Origin of the sequence: Bacillus sp. SIMBA_008, assembly GCF_046535495.1 — a bacterium.
Classification (GTDB): domain Bacteria; phylum Bacillota; class Bacilli; order Bacillales; family Bacillaceae; genus Bacillus; species Bacillus subtilis.
In genome coordinates this window covers 37,349-53,078 of the sequence record NZ_JAWRWL010000003.1, presented here as the reverse complement: position 1 = coordinate 53,078, position 15,730 = coordinate 37,349, and the positions used below count along the sequence as shown (strand labels likewise).

Sequence of the window (15,730 nt, the reverse complement as noted above, 5' to 3'; positions counted from 1 at the left end):
TGTCAGACTGGGTTATGGCAGGTTAAAATATTCTTTTTCTAAAATGTCCAGATTATGAAGGGAGCGCTTTGCCCACTCCGAACCATCCTCATTCAATTTGGCTCTCATCTGTGCTGTCGCCTCCCGCAGAGATTCGGTATAATCCGGCACTTCACCGTCATAAGGCTTCACCATATGGTGGGGGATATTGGTCTGTTCACCATATGCGAGCGCTTTTCTTTCGTGAAAAAATGGCACATCCGCCTGTTTTGGATGATGAAGGTCTCCCTGAGCGGGATGGGTAAGAACCGCTTTCACTTTCACTAAATAGTGCTGCGGCCTGCAAGCCGTGATTTCTCCTATGTATACACCTGTTTTGTAAAATCCTTTAACAATAGAGCCTGTCTCAAACGTGCTCATCTGTCATCACCTCGCATTTATTCTATTAAAGTTCCAATCGATTTGCTAGTGAGGAAGATCAGCGGGAAGCTTAATGGTCACCGTAGTGCCTTTTTGGAAGCTGCTGTTAAATGAAATGGTCCCGTGATGATGTTCAATAATGGAAAAGGTTACGGTGAGGCCGAGTCCCGTTCCGTTCGTTTTTAAGGAATAATAAGGTTCGCCGAGTTTTTGCATTTGATGGTCTGTCATCCCGACCCCATTGTCTGTGATGTTGATCATGATCGTATGGCCGTTTCTTTTGGCTGATATGTGGATCATCCCCTTACCGTGAGGAACCGCTTCAATGCTGTTTTTCATCAGGTTGATGACAGCCTGCTTCAGCTTTGTTGCGTCTCCGTATATCAAAAGGTCCGGTTCTGTTTCAGCCTCGACGGTTACTGACTTGTAATTGGCGTACGACACCATAAGGGAGCTTGTCTCTTTGATAAGGGCAGATAGGTCAAAAACCTCTTTTTCGTATAATTGCTGTTTGGCCATATCGAGATAGTTTGTAATAATGCCTTGCGCCCGGTCAAGCTCTGACAGTACAAGCTTTTTGTAATCTGCACTCGACTTGTTTTGTAAGGTTTCGTCATTAAAAAGCAGCTGGACAAACCCGCGGACAACTGTCAGCGGATTCCTGACCTCATGAGCGACGCTCGCTGCCAGTTCACTCACAATCGTCATTTTTTCAGAATGGATAAGCTGTGAACGCAGGGCGATATTTTCGGCGATGCTTTCGATAATATAGATGCTTAATAGAAGAACACTGGAGCGGAAAAGCCCTGACACTGCCGCCTCGTAAACGAAGATTCCTGATTTTTGAAAATTTAAAATATTCAAGGCGGAAAGAATCCAGCTTGAGGCGAAAAATAGGAAAATCTCCACGCAGCTGATCAATAAAGACAGCAGCAGTTTTTTCGCTTTGGACATGAATGGCCATTTTTTCTGAAATAAGATTGGGATAATGATAAGAAAAGGCAGCAAAGTGAAAACAAACATTGCGGAAGGTTCGTAAAAAAGCAGTTCAAAACATAGGACAGATGCGGCGACTGTAAGTCCGGAAGCGGTACTAATGTAAAATAAACAAATGATAACGGGAATCATCTGAAGGCCGTATTGTATGTAGTCCATTTCATGAATCGGGAAAATAATGCATAAAACGGAGGCGCCGCAGGCGAAGAGCGTGACCAAACCGCTGTTTATTTTTGGCACAAGAATCGCAGGTTTTCCAAGCCAAAACACTTGGTAAAGAAGAATAGGAAACAAAATAAAGCAGATGTGCAGAAGATAGTCTTTTAGAATTTCCATTCGTGTGAAATCCTTTCGTATAAAATATGAATCTATTATAACACTAAATATTAGAAGTAAAATATAAAATTCCTTTATTAAGAACGCCTTTACAAATGAAGACGTAAAGGCGTTTAACAGCTATATTTACGATAATGCGGCTTTGATGCGGCGCAGGCCGTCCTGCAGGGTTGCAAGAGAGCATCCCGCGTTCAGGCGCATAAATCCTTCTCCGCCAGGCCCGTATTTCGTCCCGGGCTCTAAAATAACTTTTCCTTTTTTTAGCATTCTTTGCTGAAGCTCTGCATCGGACAAACCGTAAGCGCTGAAGTCGAGCCAAATCAAGTATGATGCATCCGGCTTCATCATTTTGACCTTTGGCAGCTCGGTGCTCAAAAAAGCTTCCGCTTCGTTCATGTTTTTCTCAATGTAAGAGATCAATTCATCAAGCCACGGTCCGCCTTTTGAATACGCGGCTTCGATTGCAGTGACAGCAAACGCGTTCAGTCCGCCTAAACCATTGCGCTGAAGGCTTGCGGAAAACTTGGCGCGCTTCAGGCGATCCGGAATAATGATCGCTGAAGCTTGCAATCCGGCGATATTAAATGTTTTGCTTGGAGCAGAACATGTTACGGAAATATCAGCGAAATCGTCAGAGAGCGAAGCGAACGGCGTGTGTTTGTGTCCGTACAGCATTAAATCGGAATGGATTTCATCCGATACAATTGTGACGCCATGCTCAAGGCACAATTCGCCTAGCTTCAGTAAATCTTCCCGGCCCCATGAACGCCCAGAAGGGTTATGAGGATTGCATAAAATAAACAATGTAACGCTTGGGTCACTAAGCTTCGTCTCCAAATCTTCAAAATCCATTGCATATGCGCCGTCTTTTTCTAGCAGCGGATTATGTAAAATGCGCCGGCCGTTTTTCTCCACCATATGGTAAAAAGGCGTATAAACTGGAGGCTGAACAACTACTTGATCGCCCGGCTCCGTAAAAGCTTGTACCGCCATGCTCAAGGCCGTTACAACGCCGGGGCTGAATGTGATGCTTTCCGGATCCACCTTCCAGCCGTGCCTGTTTTGCATCCATCCGCACACAGCATCCCTCGTTTTTTGATCTGGAGTTGTATAACCAAAAATACCGTGGTCAAGACGCTCTTTTAACGCTTCAGTTATCGCTTCTGGCGCGCGAAAATCCATATCCGCCACCCACATCGGGAGTGCGTCTGTCACGCCAAATAATTCGCCTGTTTTGTCCCATTTGACAGATTGGGTGCCAAGGCGTTCTTCTCGTTTATCAAAGTTCATTCTGTTACCCCCTCATGTATGTTTATTCTTCTAAGCTTCACTATGATAAGATAGAACTGCAAATTTTATTATAAGCGGTGATGAATATGGAAGAAAGTCAAGCGGTCAGGGAAATGATTAAGATCATTGCCAAATGGGACCCGTTTAAATATGGAGAAGAGTTTTACGAAACGGAGGCTGTTGATGTCGTGCAGGCAGTCTATGATGAAGACGATCCCGACGTGCTGGCGAAAAGCATTCAGCATATATTTGAAACTTCTTTTGAACAAACGCTGCCGATCGCCAGCTGCCGGGAAGTGGCAGGCCAGCTTTTATTCATTAAAAACAGCAGCTCCTGCACGCCTTAAAAAACCGGTTCAGCACCGGTTTTTTTAATTGATAAAATGAGCAATGTGTTCAGAAACAAGTTCAGGCCGTTCTTCAGGCACCAGATGTCCGGTCTGGCCAAGTGAGTACAGCTCGGAATTAGGCAAATCCGCGTGCAGCCGTTTACCGATCTCCATTGGGACAATTCGATCCTCCTCGCCCCAAATCAATAGAGCAGGCTTGTTCATTTTCTTCAATTGCTCGGGTTCTAAATCTCCTTCTCTGTGGCGGATAAACCTTGTCATGGCTTTGAAAATCTGCTCGTCCTGAAACGGTCTGCCATAGCCGTCAATCATCTCCTCATCAATCAGCGATTTGTCATGCACCACATTTAATAAATTTTTCATCACGCCTTCTTTCGAGAGCCAGCGTTTGATGTAAAGATGAAAATACGGGATATGGGTCCCGAAAATAATCGTCGGGTGTGAACGTTTTAAATACCCTGAACTGCAAAGCAGCACAACCTTTGAAAAAAGCTCAGGTTTTTGGAGAGCAGCAGACAGCGATATCTGCCCGCCCATAGAATGCCCGACAAGCACAGCCTGTTTCACTTGCAAGTGCTCCAAAATCCCAATGACAAGCTTAGCAAGGTTTTGATAGGTATAGATAAACGTTCTTGATTTTTCAGATTGGCCGAAAGGAGGCAAATCAAGCGCGATGATGTCGTACTTGTCCCGAAGGAGAGGAATTACTTTTCTGAAGCTGAATGCAGATGATAAAAAACCGTGTACGCAAACCAGCGTTTGCCTGCCGGGATTTTGATAATGTTCGTAGTATACATTGACTCCATCGACCGTAAACCGCCTTATTGGTGAAACCGCCTCCATTCTGTGTCACTCCCTTTTTTTGATGGTTGTATTATGCCCTGAAATTGTAAATTCTAGCGGAAGTTTCTCCTCGTTTTTTCTTAGCATTCGTCAAAAAACGTGATATAATGTCATGAGATTTCTTGACATTGCAAAGGTGTGAATCAAATGAAACTGACAGAAAAAGAAACAGAAATATTAGAAATTTTAGACGAAAACAGCCGCGCCGATTTAGAAACAATCGCAAAGATGGCGGGCATCCCTGTAAATGAAGTAAAAACAATTATTGACAAACTGGAAAAAGAAAAGGTTATTATCGATTATTCCGCTATGATTGATTGGCGAAAAGTAGACGGACATGAGGGCGTTACGGCCATGATCGACGTCAAAGTAACGCCGAAGCGGGGCGTCGGTTTTGATGAAGTGGCGGAACGGATTTACCGATTCCAAGAGGTTGAATCAGTTTACCTGATGTCAGGCGTATACGATTTGTCTGTCGTGATTCGCGGCAATTCGATGTCTGACGTAGCGCGTTTTGTTTCGGATAAACTCTCAACGCTTGATTCAGTTGTATCTACGACAACCCATTTTATCCTGAAAAAATACAAGCATGACGGCAAAGTGTTTGAAACAGGAGACGACGACAAAAGAATCGTGGTGTCACCGTAAATGACTTCGTATTTATCAGACTATGTACAACAAATAAAACCATCCGGCATCCGCAAATTCTTTGATTTGGCGGCAACGATGGAAGGCGTCATTTCTTTAGGCGTCGGCGAGCCTGATTTTGTTACCGCGTGGAATGTCCGCGAAGCAAGCATTCTCTCTCTTGAACAAGGATATACGTCATACACGGCCAATGCGGGTTTATACTCATTGCGGGAGGAAATCAGCCGTTATTTGAGCAACAGGTTTGATCTTAGCTACTCGCCAGATAATGAGCTGATTGTGACAGTGGGGGCAAGTCAGGCTTTGGATATTGCGATCCGCGCCATTGTGAATCCAGGTGAGGAAGTCATCATTCCTGAGCCGTGTTTTGTGGCGTATGATGCGCTTGTTTCTTTGGCAGGCGGTATCCCGGTTCACGTTCATACAACGGCAGACAAAGGATTTAAAGCAACGGCTGCTGATTTTGAAGCGGCAGTCACTGAAAAAACAAAGGCTATTCTCATCTGCTCACCATCGAATCCGACAGGTTCGGTTTATTCGAAGGAAGAGCTGAATGAGATTGCTGAGTTTGCCAAAAAACATGATGTCATCGTCTTAGCCGACGAGATCTACGCGGAGCTGACATATGATGAGGAATTTACAAGTATAGCGGCATTACCGGGAATGAAGGAACGGACGGTAGTCATCTCAGGCTTTTCAAAAGCATTTGCAATGACGGGCTGGAGGCTCGGTTTTGCCGCGGCACCATCCTTGCTTCGGGATGCCATGCTTAAAATTCATCAGTATGCGATGATGTGCGCGCCTGCAATGGCGCAGTTTGCCGCCCTTGAAGGCCTGAAGAACGGCATGGAAGACGTAGAAAAAATGAAAAAAAGCTATCGAAGAAGACGGAATCTGTTTGTAGAATCGCTCAATGAAATCGGTCTCAGCTGTCATCATCCGGGCGGCGCTTTCTATGCTTTTCCATCTATTAAAAGCACGGGAATGAGTTCAGAACAGTTTGCCGAGGAGCTACTGACGCAGGAAAAAGTGGCCGTTGTTCCTGGAAGTGTGTTTGGTCCGAGCGGTGAGGGATATATCCGTTGTTCATACGCAACCTCGATTGAACAGCTTCAAGAAGCGTTAGTCAGAATGAAACGCTTCCTGCACAAAACAACATAAAAAAAGATACGAACCTTTTGTTCGCATCCAATAAAAGGGGGGAATACTAGAAAGCCTTTGGTATTTTCAGTTTACCCCCTTTTTGCTGTGCATAAACCTGATTTTTTATAAAAAAGTTTTCTTTGCGGAAATAAGACATGTGTGATATAATTTTAAATTGCGTATAAACAGATATTTAATTTAACTTAGGAGTTGTTATGAATGGCAGCAAAATTTGAAGTGGGCAGTGTTTACACTGGTAAAGTTACAGGATTACAAGCGTATGGTGCGTTTGTTGCATTAGATGAAGAAACTCAAGGTTTAGTACACATTTCTGAAGTGACTCACGGTTTCGTAAAAGATATCAACGAGCACCTTTCAGTTGGCGACGAAGTACAAGTAAAAGTACTTGCTGTTGATGAAGAAAAAGGCAAAATCAGCCTTTCAATTCGTGCGACACAAGCTGCGCCTGAGAAAAAAGAAAGCAAACCAAGAAAACCTAAAGCTGCTCAAGTAAGCGAAGAAGCTTCTACACCACAAGGTTTCAACACATTAAAAGATAAGCTTGAAGAGTGGATCGAAATGTCCAACCGCAAAGACCTTATCAAAAAATAAGCATGAAAAAAAGCACCGGACAGGAATGTTCGGTGCTTTTGATTTCATGCAAAATCCTATTTCAGCGTGATTGATATCCTATCGCATTTCAGGATTTGCTGCTTCTTCACGTGATCTTTCCTCGTTTGGCTTAAATAGCAGACCGAGGTTGATTAAGCCGGCGATTCCGACAAGTCCGTAAATGATTCGGGAAAGAGCTGACCCTTGGCCGCCGAAGATAGCCGCTACTAAGTCAAATTGGAAAAATCCGATCAGTCCCCAGTTAATGGCGCCAATGATGGTTAATACAAGACAAATTCTTTGAATGGTACTCATGTTTTGCAACCTCCTCCATGAATTATTAAAACAGTTATAGATTGTGACATATTGGAGAATCTATACATGCATTCTCCATATGAGGGAAGCTGGCCTGCCCTCGCTTATATCAGCTTCTTTCCCAGCACCTTGCAAAATAAAACCATCTGGTATGCTGATCGGTGAGAGCTGATTGCTTTACATGTGGTGAGGACATTCTGCATAATAAAAAATCTAAGGAGGAGATGTCATGCAAAACTTTACATACTGGAATCCGACCAAATTAATTTTCGGGCGCGGCGAAGTGGAAAGACTTCCGGAGGAACTCAAACCTTACGGAAAAAACGTATTGCTTGTGTACGGAGGCGGCAGCATTAAACGCAGCGGCCTGTATGATCAAGTGATTGAACAGCTGAATAAAGCCGGAGCTACCGTGCATGAATTAGCAGGTGTGGAACCGAATCCTCGTGTGTCGACTGTTAATAAAGGTGTTGCCATCTGTAAAGAACAAAACATTGATTTCTTGCTGGCTGTCGGAGGCGGAAGCGTAATCGACTGTACAAAAGCGATTGCCGCAGGAGCGAAGTATGATGGTGATGCGTGGGATATCGTTACGAAAAAGCATCAGCCAAAAGATGCTTTGCCATTCGGAACGGTATTGACTCTCGCTGCAACTGGTTCAGAAATGAACTCAGGATCTGTTATTACAAACTGGGAAACAAAAGAAAAATACGGCTGGGGCAGCCCGCTCGTATTCCCTAAATTCTCGATTCTTGATCCGGTGAATACATTCACCGTACCTAAAAACCACACGATCTACGGGATGGTTGACATGATGAGCCACGTATTCGAACAATACTTCCATCATGTATCAAACACGCCGTATCAGGACCGCATGTGTGAATCACTTTTGCGTACAGTCATTGAAACAGCGCCTAAGCTGATCAATGATCTCGAAAATTACGAATTGCGTGAGACGATCCTGTACACAGGAACAATCGCATTAAACGGCATGCTTTCTATGGGGGCAAGAGGGGATTGGGCTACTCATAATATTGAACATGCAGTATCAGCCGTTTATGATATTCCGCATGCCGGCGGACTGGCGATTCTGTTCCCGAATTGGATGAGACACACATTGTCTGAAAACCCTGCCCGCATGAAACAGCTTGCAGTTCGCGTGTTTGATGTTGAAGAAGCAGGTAAAACGGATGAAGAAATTGCCCTTGAAGGTATCGATAAGCTGTCCGCATTCTGGACAAGTCTTGGCGCTCCGAACCGTCTTGCTGATTATGATATTAATGATGAGCAGCTTGACACAATCGCTGACAAGGCAATGGCTAACGGTACATTCGGCCAATTTAAATCACTCAACAAAGAAGATGTGCTGTCAATTTTGAAAGCATCACTATAAAAAAAGGGGAAATAGCCGTTTGGCTGCTTCCCTTTTTCTTTTTTGTCAACTTATGTTACAATGGAAAATCTGTTTTTTACCAGCATCATTTGGAGGTTTTACTATGGAAAATTTCACTTATTATAATCCGACAAAGCTGATTTTTGGAAAAGGTCAGCTTGAACAATTAAGAAAAGAATTCAAACGATACGGCAAGAATGTACTGCTTGTTTACGGGGGCGGCAGCATTAAACGCAACGGCCTTTATGATCAAGTCACAGGCATTTTAAAAGAAGAGGGCGCTGTTGTTCATGAGCTGTCAGGTGTAGAGCCGAACCCGCGTCTTGCGACAGTGGAAAAAGGCATAGGACTTTGCAGAGAGCATAACATTGATTTTCTGCTTGCTGTCGGCGGAGGCAGTGTGATTGACTGTACAAAGGCAATCGCAGCTGGCGTCAAATACGATGGCGACGCTTGGGATATTTTCAGCAAAAAAGTAACAGCGGAGGATGCGCTGCCGTTTGGCACTGTTTTAACGCTTGCTGCGACAGGCTCTGAAATGAACCCTGATTCCGTGATTACAAACTGGGAAACAAACGAGAAATTTGTATGGGGCAGCAATGTCACTCATCCGCGTTTCTCTATTTTAGACCCTGAAAATACGTTCACCGTTCCAGAAAATCAAACAGTATACGGCATGGTTGACATGATGAGCCACGTATTCGAACAATACTTCCACAATGTTGAAAACACGCCGCTTCAGGATAGAATGTGCTTTGCTGTTTTGCAGACGGTCATCGAAACAGCTCCTAAGCTTCTTGAAGATCTGGAAAACTACGAACTTCGTGAAACGATTTTGTATGCTGGTACTATTGCTTTAAACGGCACGCTCCAAATGGGATACTTCGGTGACTGGGCTTCTCATACAATGGAACACGCTGTTTCAGCTGTATATGATATTCCGCACGCGGGCGGTTTGGCAATACTGTTCCCAAATTGGATGAGATACACGCTTGATACAAATGTAGGCCGCTTCAAAAACCTCATGCTCAGCATGTTTGACATTGATACTGAAGGCAAAACAGATAAAGAAATTGCGCTTGAAGGAATCGATAAACTGTCTGCGTTCTGGACAAGCCTCGGTGCACCTTCTCGTCTTGCTGATTACAATATTGGAGAAGAAAAGCTTGAGCTGATTGCTGATATCGCAGCCAAGGAAATGGAACACGGCGGCTTCGGCAACTTCCAAAAATTGAACAAAGATGACGTGCTTGCCATCCTTCGCGCGTCTCTATAAACCCAAAGGGCGGAATCCAGTCATTCCGCCCTTTCTTCTTGACTTGATTTCACAGATAAGTTCATATAAAGTGAAAGATGAAAACATTATACCGTTATGGAGGGACAAGCAATGACGCATGTACGCTTTGACTACTCAAAAGCGTTGACTTTCTTCAACGAACATGAACTTACATATCTGCGGGACTTTGTAAAAACAGCACACCATAATATCCATGAAAAAACAGGCGCGGGCAGCGATTTTCTAGGCTGGGTGGACCTCCCTGAACATTATGATAAAGAAGAATTCGCGCGCATCAAAAAAAGCGCGGAAAAAATCAAATCTGACTCTGATGTCTTGCTTGTTGTCGGCATCGGCGGTTCTTATCTTGGAGCGCGGGCAGCGATTGAAGCGCTGAATCACGCGTTTTATAACACTTTGCCAAAAGCAAAACGCGGCAATCCGCAAGTCATTTTTATCGGGAACAACATCAGTTCATCTTATATGAGAGACGTCATGGATCTTCTTGAAGATGTTGACTTCTCTATTAATGTGATTTCTAAATCAGGTACGACAACTGAACCTGCAATCGCTTTCCGTATTTTCCGCAAGCTTCTTGAAGAGAAATACGGTAAAGAAGAAGCGAAAGCGCGGATTTATGCAACAACTGATAAAGAGCGCGGCGCATTAAAAACGCTTTCTAACGAAGAAGGCTTTGAATCATTCGTAATTCCTGACGATGTCGGCGGCCGTTATTCAGTTTTAACAGCTGTAGGTCTCTTGCCGATTGCTGTCAGCGGCGTCAACATTGACGACATGATGAAAGGCGCCCTGGATGCGAGCAAAGATTTTGCAACATCTGAACTGGAAGATAACCCAGCATACCAATATGCGGTTGTTCGCAATGTCCTTTATAATAAGGGCAAAACAATTGAAATGCTCATCAACTACGAACCGGCGCTTCAATACTTTGCGGAATGGTGGAAGCAGCTGTTCGGAGAAAGCGAAGGGAAAGATGAGAAGGGCATTTATCCTTCTTCAGCGAACTATTCAACAGACCTTCATTCTTTAGGCCAGTATGTACAAGAAGGCCGCAGAGATTTATTCGAAACGGTCCTGAACGTAGAGAAGCCTAAACATGAACTGACAATTGAGGAAGCGGATAACGATCTTGACGGCTTGAACTATTTAGCCGGTAAAACTGTTGATTTCGTTAACAAAAAAGCATTCCAAGGTACAATGCTTGCCCATACAGACGGAAATGTTCCGAACTTAATCGTTAACATTCCTGAGCTGAATGCATATACTTTTGGATACCTTGTATATTTCTTCGAAAAAGCCTGCGCGATGAGCGGTTACCTCCTTGGCGTCAATCCGTTTGACCAGCCTGGTGTAGAAGCGTATAAAGTCAATATGTTTGCGTTACTCGGCAAACCTGGCTTTGAAGAGAAAAAAGCAGAGCTTGAAAAACGTCTGGAAGATTAATGTGAGAAAGCTGACTGGCATTTGCCGGTCGGCTTTTTATAAAATCAGAAAGGTGCTGATGTTCATGAAACAATTGGTTAAACATCTCATCATTGCCGGTTTTTCTGCAGCTATTTTAAGTTTCCTTATCTCCTTTGATGCCGTGTATACAGGGTTTTCTTCAAGCTTTGGCGGCACGCTGTCACATTTTTTCATCCACTCCTTTCTTCTCATTGGTTTGCCGCTTGCCCTTTTTACCGATGCGGTACATCGGATTTTGCATTTAAAACGAACCCATACTCTTTTCACTAAATTAGGACTCTATGCAACGGTTGTTTATGTGTCTTGGGATTCAGCTGTATGGCTTGCAGCGGCAATGGCTGTTTACTTCTTAATTGAATGCGCTTTCTTTCCTGTTGGCCGCGCGAAAGAAACAACGATTTCCATGTAGGCGCCTCTGAATGAAGTCTTGTTCGGCGGGACAGGATAAGTGAAAAAAGGGGCATTCTGATGATACCAATACCTTCCGCGATAGATGGGCAGTCTTTTCTGCTTCAAGAACTGGAACAAGTGATGAAGCCGCTCGGTTATGTGATAAACGGCGGCTGGGAATACGATCATGGCTACTTTGATTATAAAATTGATGATAGAGACGGCTATTTATTTTTAAGAATTCCCGTCAATGCGGTACAGGGCAGTCTCGATGAACGAGGGGCGGCCGTCCGGATCGGAACGCCATTTATGCTGAGACAGGTGTTTCAGGCGGATGTTGACGATCACGCCGAGGGAGGGCCTTTCCAATCACTGTTTAATCAATTTTCCGAACCGGAAAGGCGGGACGCGGAAATTGATCCGGCATTTTTGGATATCGGCGCCTCTCTCGTGAAAGAATTGGAGGATGTTCTGTTACACTAGATGGCAAGGAATTGATCTGTTTCGAGCACCTTGTATGTAAGAGGAGGGGAAAGCATCGGCCCCTCCTTTTTTTGTATGCCTATAATTGTTGTGTTGTGATCAAGGAAATAGAGAACACAGGTTTTGTAAGCCGCTCCCTTTAGTTCGTCAGGAACAGCAAGAAGCTCCACATGCTGATCAAGTGTCAGCTTGATTCCGTTCTGCTGTTTAGACGGCCGTAACTTGACTTGGTAATGCTGCAGCATCGCCCGGCTGATAAATTCTGAAGTTCCGATGATTTGGTTTGCGCCTGCCCGTTCCGCATTGGTGACAAAACGGTCAGTTAAAATCTCGACGATGCAGTAAGCAAGGGGATTAAGACCTTTAACAGATAAAAGAGTCAGCACTGACAGCATATCAGCATCAGTTTCACTTTTATACTGATCGGCAGTAATCATCACTGATTCCGCTTCAGTAATATTGGCCCGTTTCAGTGTCCCATCATCGGCAGCGTGCCCGCGTATGAAATGAACGTTTTCAATAAGCGGGCCTTCTGTTAAGGATTCATCGATTAGTACGACTGTTTTGGAAGGGGCGGCAAGCTGAAGGTCCTTCAAAAGCCGGTTTGTTTTTTCATTCCACCCGATCAGAATGATGTGGTCCCGGCCTTTGTAAGCAACTTTTCCTTCAATGTAGCGATGCTGTCTGCTGAATGCGGCCGCTGATAACGTAGCGAAATACGCTGTGACAAAGCTTGCTCCGCTCAAAATCAGCAGTATTCCGGCTGCCTGTCCCAGCGGAGTGTGCGGCACATAGTCTCCATAACCGACTGTAGAAACCGTAACGACAGCCCACCAAATACCTTCGAATACCGAAGTGAACTGCTTAGGCTCAAGTATATAAATGATTTGGCCGAACAAAAGAATCAGACATAAAATAATAACCCCGATTCGGATAAATAACGGCCACCTGAGCCATGAAATAAATATCCGATTTGATTTCATTCTTTTTCTCCTTCTTCAGATACTGAGATGGATAAAATCTGTTTAATAATTGTATTTAATTTCTCATTTAGCTTTTCCTGGCCGTACATATCTCGGGCCTGCTTCATTAACTCGGCTGTATCATCATCAAGCTGAATAAGCGGTTCATCAATTTCCGATTCATTATACAGCTGGATAAACGCGTCCAGTCCTTCATTCATTCGGTCGATTGCTGTGCTCAGCTGTTCCTTTTCCTCACTCGTCACTTTCATAGCTTCCATCACACCCGTGCTTTTTTCTAACAGTATGTCCCACTTCCGGTGATGTTTTTCAAAAAATGTACAAAACATATAAAACCGGATTTCTCCATAAACTAAAACAAAAAGGATGAAAAAGATGACGATCTTTCAAAGAACGATCGTGGTTTTAATCGGTACGCAGCTGGCGGCATCCGCGGTGATTTTGTTTATTTTCGATTTGAATTCATATAATCACTTTTCCGGAAGCTTCTCCTGGCTTCATTTTCTGAAAGAACTGGCCGGCAGTTTCGCCTTTTATTTGTTTTCAGCAGGCCTGTTCTTTTTGCTGATTGGATTGTGTGCTCCAAGCCGGAAGAAAAAGCGCATTTCTGTACACGAGAAAGAAAACTCATTAAAATAATCGTAATAGAGAAATGATCATGAACAAAGGATGATGAAAAAATGCTGTTTATATTTTTAACAATAGCCGCATTGGGATTGTCGTTTTGGGCACAATTTAAAGTAAAGAGCAACTTTGAAAAATATTCAAAAGTGGAAGCCTCAAGCGGACGTACAGGGGCAGAAACGGCAAGACGGATTTTAGATATAAACGGTCTTTACGACGTGCCGGTCGAACCGGTAAGAGGCACTTTAACAGACCATTACGACCCGACAAGACGGGTGGTGCGTTTATCTGAGCCGGTCTATTACGGCCGCTCAATTTCCGCCATATCCGTAGCTTCCCATGAAGTCGGACATGCCTTGCAGCATCAGGAGTCATATGGTGCGCTTGTGCTGAGACATAAAATCTTCCCAGTCGTGAATTTTGCATCCGGTGTAGCTCCTTTGCTTTTCTTAGGAGGCATGCTTCTCGGCAGCCTGAATTTGATCGGGCTTGGCATCATACTGTTTTCAGCGGCTGTCTTTTTCCAGCTGATTACATTGCCTGTCGAATTCAATGCAAGTTCACGTGCGAAGCAGATTATTGTGTCAGAAGGATTCATCCGAAACAATGAAGAAAATGGGGTAAATAAAGTGCTGAGTGCTGCTGCCTTAACGTATGTGGCCGCCGCCCTGGTTTCCCTGTTTGAACTACTTCGTTTTGTGATGATTTTCTTAAACGGTCGTGATGAGAATTAACGTTAAGGAGGTGGCCCCTTACCATTTATGGTAAGGGCTTTTTTTGCTTATTTTACAATTGATCGCCATTTTTGTTTTGATTGGCATTACGGCTGTTTTCGTTGCAGCGGAATTTGCGATCGTCAAAATCAGAGGTTCAAAAATCAATCAGCTCATCGAAAGCGGTGACAGCCGAGCACTAGCCGCACATAAAATCATCTCCAATCTTGACGAGTATTTATCAGCCTGCCAGCTCGGGATTACGATTACAGCCCTCGGCCTTGGGTGGCTTGGTGAACCTACATTTGAACGTTTTCTTCATCCCTTATTTACAATGACAGGCATACCGGAACCGTTTAACCACATTGTCACATTTGTAGTTGCATTTATCATCGTCACTTTTTTGCATGTGGTGATGGGGGAGCTTGCCCCGAAAACGGTTTCTATTCAAAAAGCTGAAGCTGTAAGCTTATGGATTGCAAAGCCGCTGATCTGGTTTTATAAAATCACGTACCCGTTTATTAAAGCATTAAACGGCTCTGCAAGTTTTCTTGTGAAATTGTTTGGCTTTCATTCGGTAAAGGAGCATCAGGTTGTCATCAGCGAAGAGGAACTAAGGCTGATCCTTTCTGAAAGCTATGAAAAGGGAGAAATCAATCAGTCTGAATTCCGCTATGTAAATAAGATTTTTGAATTTGACAACCGGGTAGCGAGAGAGATTATGATTCCGCGGACAGAAATTGCGGTTATCTCTCTGGAGCAGTCGCTTGAAGAGGCAATTCATCACATCATTAATGAACGGTATACACGCTACCCTGTCATCAAAGATGACAAGGATCATATTTTAGGGATCATCAACAGCAAAGATATGTTTAAAGCTTATTTTCTCGGCCAGCCGATAAAGCTGAATCAAATCATGAGGCCCGTTATCAGAGTCATTGAAAGCATTCCTGTTCAGCAGCTTTTAATCCGCATGCAGAAGGAGCGGATTCACATGGCGATTCTTGTCGATGAATACGGGGGAACGGCGGGGCTTGTCACTGTAGAGGATATTATCGAGGAAATCGTCGGGGAAATCCGCGATGAGTATGATCAGGATGAAACACCGCACATCCTGAAAAAGGGCGAGCACCATTATGTGATGGATGGAAAAGCGCTAATAGACGAAGTGAATGACCTTCTCGACATTGCGATTGAAAATGAAGAAATTGATACGATTGCAGGCTGGCTTCTAACGCAAAAAATGGAGCTGAAAGCAGGGGATGTGATACACGCGGAGGGCTGTGAATTTAAAATCCTCGACGCCGAAGATCACCACATCCGTTTTGTAGAAATAAAAAAAACTGATTTTTGATAAAAAACAGCCGGGGAACAAACGGCTGTTTTTTGTGTCATCAAGTCATTTCTTAAAAAGCAATGCTGTAAAGACCTTTTTCTACATAGGATATATA

19 protein-coding genes are annotated in these 15,730 nt (G+C 43.9%); 12 read left to right on the top strand and 7 right to left on the bottom strand.

Annotated elements, in window-relative coordinates:
- Window positions 1-12: 12 nt before the first annotated feature.
- The 3 genes from kapB to patB all read right to left on the bottom strand — a co-directional run bounded on the left by kapB (window position 13) and on the right by patB (window position 3,021).
- The gene (gene kapB, locus SB658_RS10910) at window positions 13-399 is read right to left on the bottom strand and encodes a kinase-associated lipoprotein KapB (RefSeq protein ID WP_080529729.1); all 387 of its coding nucleotides are present in this window, start codon (window positions 397-399) and stop codon (window positions 13-15) included.
- 45 nt (window positions 400-444) lie between these two features.
- Complete coding sequence (kinB, locus tag SB658_RS10905) at window positions 445-1,731, bottom strand: sporulation sensor histidine kinase KinB (protein WP_003228853.1); 1,287 nt, start codon at window positions 1,729-1,731, stop codon at window positions 445-447.
- A 126-nt stretch (window positions 1,732-1,857) separates the two neighbouring features.
- Window positions 1,858-3,021 (bottom strand): cystathionine beta-lyase PatB, encoded by a 1,164-nt coding sequence (gene patB, locus SB658_RS10900; protein WP_144500547.1) that lies wholly within the window; start codon window positions 3,019-3,021, stop codon window positions 1,858-1,860.
- Between the two features lie 86 nt (window positions 3,022-3,107).
- Here patB and SB658_RS10895 point away from each other — a divergent pair, with 86 nt between their 5' ends.
- Window positions 3,108-3,368, top strand: a complete 261-nt coding sequence (locus SB658_RS10895) for a YugE family protein (protein ID WP_070547695.1) — start codon at window positions 3,108-3,110, stop codon at window positions 3,366-3,368.
- A 24-nt stretch (window positions 3,369-3,392) separates the two neighbouring features.
- Here SB658_RS10895 and SB658_RS10890 read toward each other — a convergent pair whose 3' ends face one another.
- Window positions 3,393-4,214: an alpha/beta fold hydrolase gene (locus SB658_RS10890; RefSeq protein ID WP_021480485.1), complete on the bottom strand. Its 822-nt coding sequence runs from the start codon at window positions 4,212-4,214 to the stop codon at window positions 3,393-3,395.
- A 147-nt stretch (window positions 4,215-4,361) separates the two neighbouring features.
- On the opposite strand from SB658_RS10890, the gene SB658_RS10885 reads away from it, so the two are divergent.
- The 3 genes from SB658_RS10885 to yugI all read left to right on the top strand — a co-directional run bounded on the left by SB658_RS10885 (window position 4,362) and on the right by yugI (window position 6,617).
- The gene (locus SB658_RS10885) at window positions 4,362-4,862 is read left to right on the top strand and encodes an Lrp/AsnC family transcriptional regulator (RefSeq protein ID WP_009968070.1); all 501 of its coding nucleotides are present in this window, start codon (window positions 4,362-4,364) and stop codon (window positions 4,860-4,862) included.
- The gene (locus SB658_RS10880; RefSeq protein WP_003228862.1) at window positions 4,863-6,023 is read left to right on the top strand and encodes an aminotransferase; all 1,161 of its coding nucleotides are present in this window, start codon (window positions 4,863-4,865) and stop codon (window positions 6,021-6,023) included. It abuts the gene before it with no gap.
- 201 nt (window positions 6,024-6,224) lie between these two features.
- A complete protein-coding gene (gene yugI, locus SB658_RS10875) occupies window positions 6,225-6,617 on the top strand; it encodes a S1 domain-containing post-transcriptional regulator GSP13 (RefSeq protein WP_003228864.1) in 393 nt (130 codons plus the stop codon).
- 78 nt (window positions 6,618-6,695) lie between these two features.
- Here yugI and SB658_RS10870 read toward each other — a convergent pair whose 3' ends face one another.
- Entirely contained in the window at window positions 6,696-6,932 is a 237-nt protein-coding gene (locus SB658_RS10870; protein ID WP_003220771.1) for a DUF378 domain-containing protein, read from the bottom strand.
- A gap of 229 nt (window positions 6,933-7,161) precedes the next feature.
- Between SB658_RS10870 and SB658_RS10865 the strand changes: the two genes are divergently transcribed.
- From SB658_RS10865 to SB658_RS10845, 5 genes are all read left to right on the top strand, one after another.
- The gene (locus SB658_RS10865) at window positions 7,162-8,325 is read left to right on the top strand and encodes an iron-containing alcohol dehydrogenase (RefSeq protein WP_003228869.1); all 1,164 of its coding nucleotides are present in this window, start codon (window positions 7,162-7,164) and stop codon (window positions 8,323-8,325) included.
- A 103-nt stretch (window positions 8,326-8,428) separates the two neighbouring features.
- Complete coding sequence (locus tag SB658_RS10860) at window positions 8,429-9,601, top strand: iron-containing alcohol dehydrogenase (protein WP_144500548.1); 1,173 nt, start codon at window positions 8,429-8,431, stop codon at window positions 9,599-9,601.
- A gap of 111 nt (window positions 9,602-9,712) precedes the next feature.
- Complete coding sequence (locus tag SB658_RS10855; RefSeq protein ID WP_003243401.1) at window positions 9,713-11,065, top strand: glucose-6-phosphate isomerase; 1,353 nt, start codon at window positions 9,713-9,715, stop codon at window positions 11,063-11,065.
- Window positions 11,066-11,123: 58 nt separating this feature from the next.
- Entirely contained in the window at window positions 11,124-11,495 is a 372-nt protein-coding gene (locus SB658_RS10850; RefSeq protein ID WP_010886601.1) for a hypothetical protein, read from the top strand.
- A 59-nt stretch (window positions 11,496-11,554) separates the two neighbouring features.
- Complete coding sequence (locus SB658_RS10845; protein WP_003228878.1) at window positions 11,555-11,959, top strand: YugN-like family protein; 405 nt, start codon at window positions 11,555-11,557, stop codon at window positions 11,957-11,959.
- On the opposite strand, the gene kbfO is transcribed toward SB658_RS10845, so the two are convergent.
- Complete coding sequence (gene kbfO / locus SB658_RS10840) at window positions 11,956-12,942, bottom strand: potassium channel protein KbfO (RefSeq protein WP_003242502.1); 987 nt, start codon at window positions 12,940-12,942, stop codon at window positions 11,956-11,958. The two genes, SB658_RS10845 and kbfO, sit on opposite strands and share 4 nt — an antisense overlap.
- Window positions 12,939-13,271, bottom strand: a complete 333-nt coding sequence (gene mstX / locus SB658_RS10835) for a biofilm formation protein MstX (RefSeq protein ID WP_003228886.1) — start codon at window positions 13,269-13,271, stop codon at window positions 12,939-12,941. Before mstX ends, kbfO begins: the two co-directional genes overlap by 4 nt.
- Window positions 13,272-13,317: 46 nt before the next feature.
- On the opposite strand from mstX, the gene SB658_RS10830 reads away from it, so the two are divergent.
- Genes SB658_RS10830 through SB658_RS10820 form a run of 3 tightly spaced genes read left to right on the top strand, consistent with a single transcriptional unit; the run spans window position 13,318 to window position 15,633 of the window.
- On the top strand, window positions 13,318-13,581 hold the full coding sequence (locus SB658_RS10830; protein ID WP_003243434.1) for a YuzI family membrane protein: 264 nt from the start codon (window positions 13,318-13,320) through the stop codon (window positions 13,579-13,581).
- A 41-nt stretch (window positions 13,582-13,622) separates the two neighbouring features.
- On the top strand, window positions 13,623-14,300 hold the full coding sequence (locus SB658_RS10825) for a zinc metallopeptidase (RefSeq protein ID WP_003228889.1): 678 nt from the start codon (window positions 13,623-13,625) through the stop codon (window positions 14,298-14,300).
- Window positions 14,301-14,343: 43 nt separating this feature from the next.
- Entirely contained in the window at window positions 14,344-15,633 is a 1,290-nt protein-coding gene (locus SB658_RS10820) for a hemolysin family protein (RefSeq protein ID WP_009968059.1), read from the top strand.
- The last annotated feature ends 97 nt before the right edge of the window (window positions 15,634-15,730 follow it).

Bases quoted from the DNA above. Each gene is read 5' to 3' on its own strand.
- kbfO (WP_003242502.1), bottom strand. From the start codon at position 12,942: ATGAAATCAAATCGGATATTTATTTCATGGCTCAGGTGGCCGTTATTT.
- patB (WP_144500547.1), bottom strand. From the start codon at position 3,021: ATGAACTTTGATAAACGAGAAGAACGCCTTGGCACCCAATCTGTCAAA.
- SB658_RS10890 (WP_021480485.1), bottom strand. From the start codon at position 4,214: ATGGAGGCGGTTTCACCAATAAGGCGGTTTACGGTCGATGGAGTCAAT.
- SB658_RS10880 (WP_003228862.1), top strand. From the start codon at position 4,863: ATGACTTCGTATTTATCAGACTATGTACAACAAATAAAACCATCCGGC.
- SB658_RS10825 (WP_003228889.1), top strand. From the start codon at position 13,623: ATGCTGTTTATATTTTTAACAATAGCCGCATTGGGATTGTCGTTTTGG.
- SB658_RS10855 (WP_003243401.1), top strand. From the start codon at position 9,713: ATGACGCATGTACGCTTTGACTACTCAAAAGCGTTGACTTTCTTCAAC.
- SB658_RS10860 (WP_144500548.1), top strand. From the start codon at position 8,429: ATGGAAAATTTCACTTATTATAATCCGACAAAGCTGATTTTTGGAAAA.
- kapB (WP_080529729.1), bottom strand. From the start codon at position 399: ATGAGCACGTTTGAGACAGGCTCTATTGTTAAAGGATTTTACAAAACA.
- SB658_RS10895 (WP_070547695.1), top strand. From the start codon at position 3,108: ATGGAAGAAAGTCAAGCGGTCAGGGAAATGATTAAGATCATTGCCAAA.
- mstX (WP_003228886.1), bottom strand. From the start codon at position 13,271: ATGTTTTGTACATTTTTTGAAAAACATCACCGGAAGTGGGACATACTG.
- SB658_RS10845 (WP_003228878.1), top strand. From the start codon at position 11,555: ATGATACCAATACCTTCCGCGATAGATGGGCAGTCTTTTCTGCTTCAA.
- SB658_RS10830 (WP_003243434.1), top strand. From the start codon at position 13,318: ATGACGATCTTTCAAAGAACGATCGTGGTTTTAATCGGTACGCAGCTG.
- kinB (WP_003228853.1), bottom strand. From the start codon at position 1,731: ATGGAAATTCTAAAAGACTATCTTCTGCACATCTGCTTTATTTTGTTT.
- yugI (WP_003228864.1), top strand. From the start codon at position 6,225: ATGGCAGCAAAATTTGAAGTGGGCAGTGTTTACACTGGTAAAGTTACA.
- SB658_RS10850 (WP_010886601.1), top strand. From the start codon at position 11,124: ATGTTCATGAAACAATTGGTTAAACATCTCATCATTGCCGGTTTTTCT.
- SB658_RS10870 (WP_003220771.1), bottom strand. From the start codon at position 6,932: ATGAGTACCATTCAAAGAATTTGTCTTGTATTAACCATCATTGGCGCC.
- SB658_RS10885 (WP_009968070.1), top strand. From the start codon at position 4,362: ATGAAACTGACAGAAAAAGAAACAGAAATATTAGAAATTTTAGACGAA.
- SB658_RS10865 (WP_003228869.1), top strand. From the start codon at position 7,162: ATGCAAAACTTTACATACTGGAATCCGACCAAATTAATTTTCGGGCGC.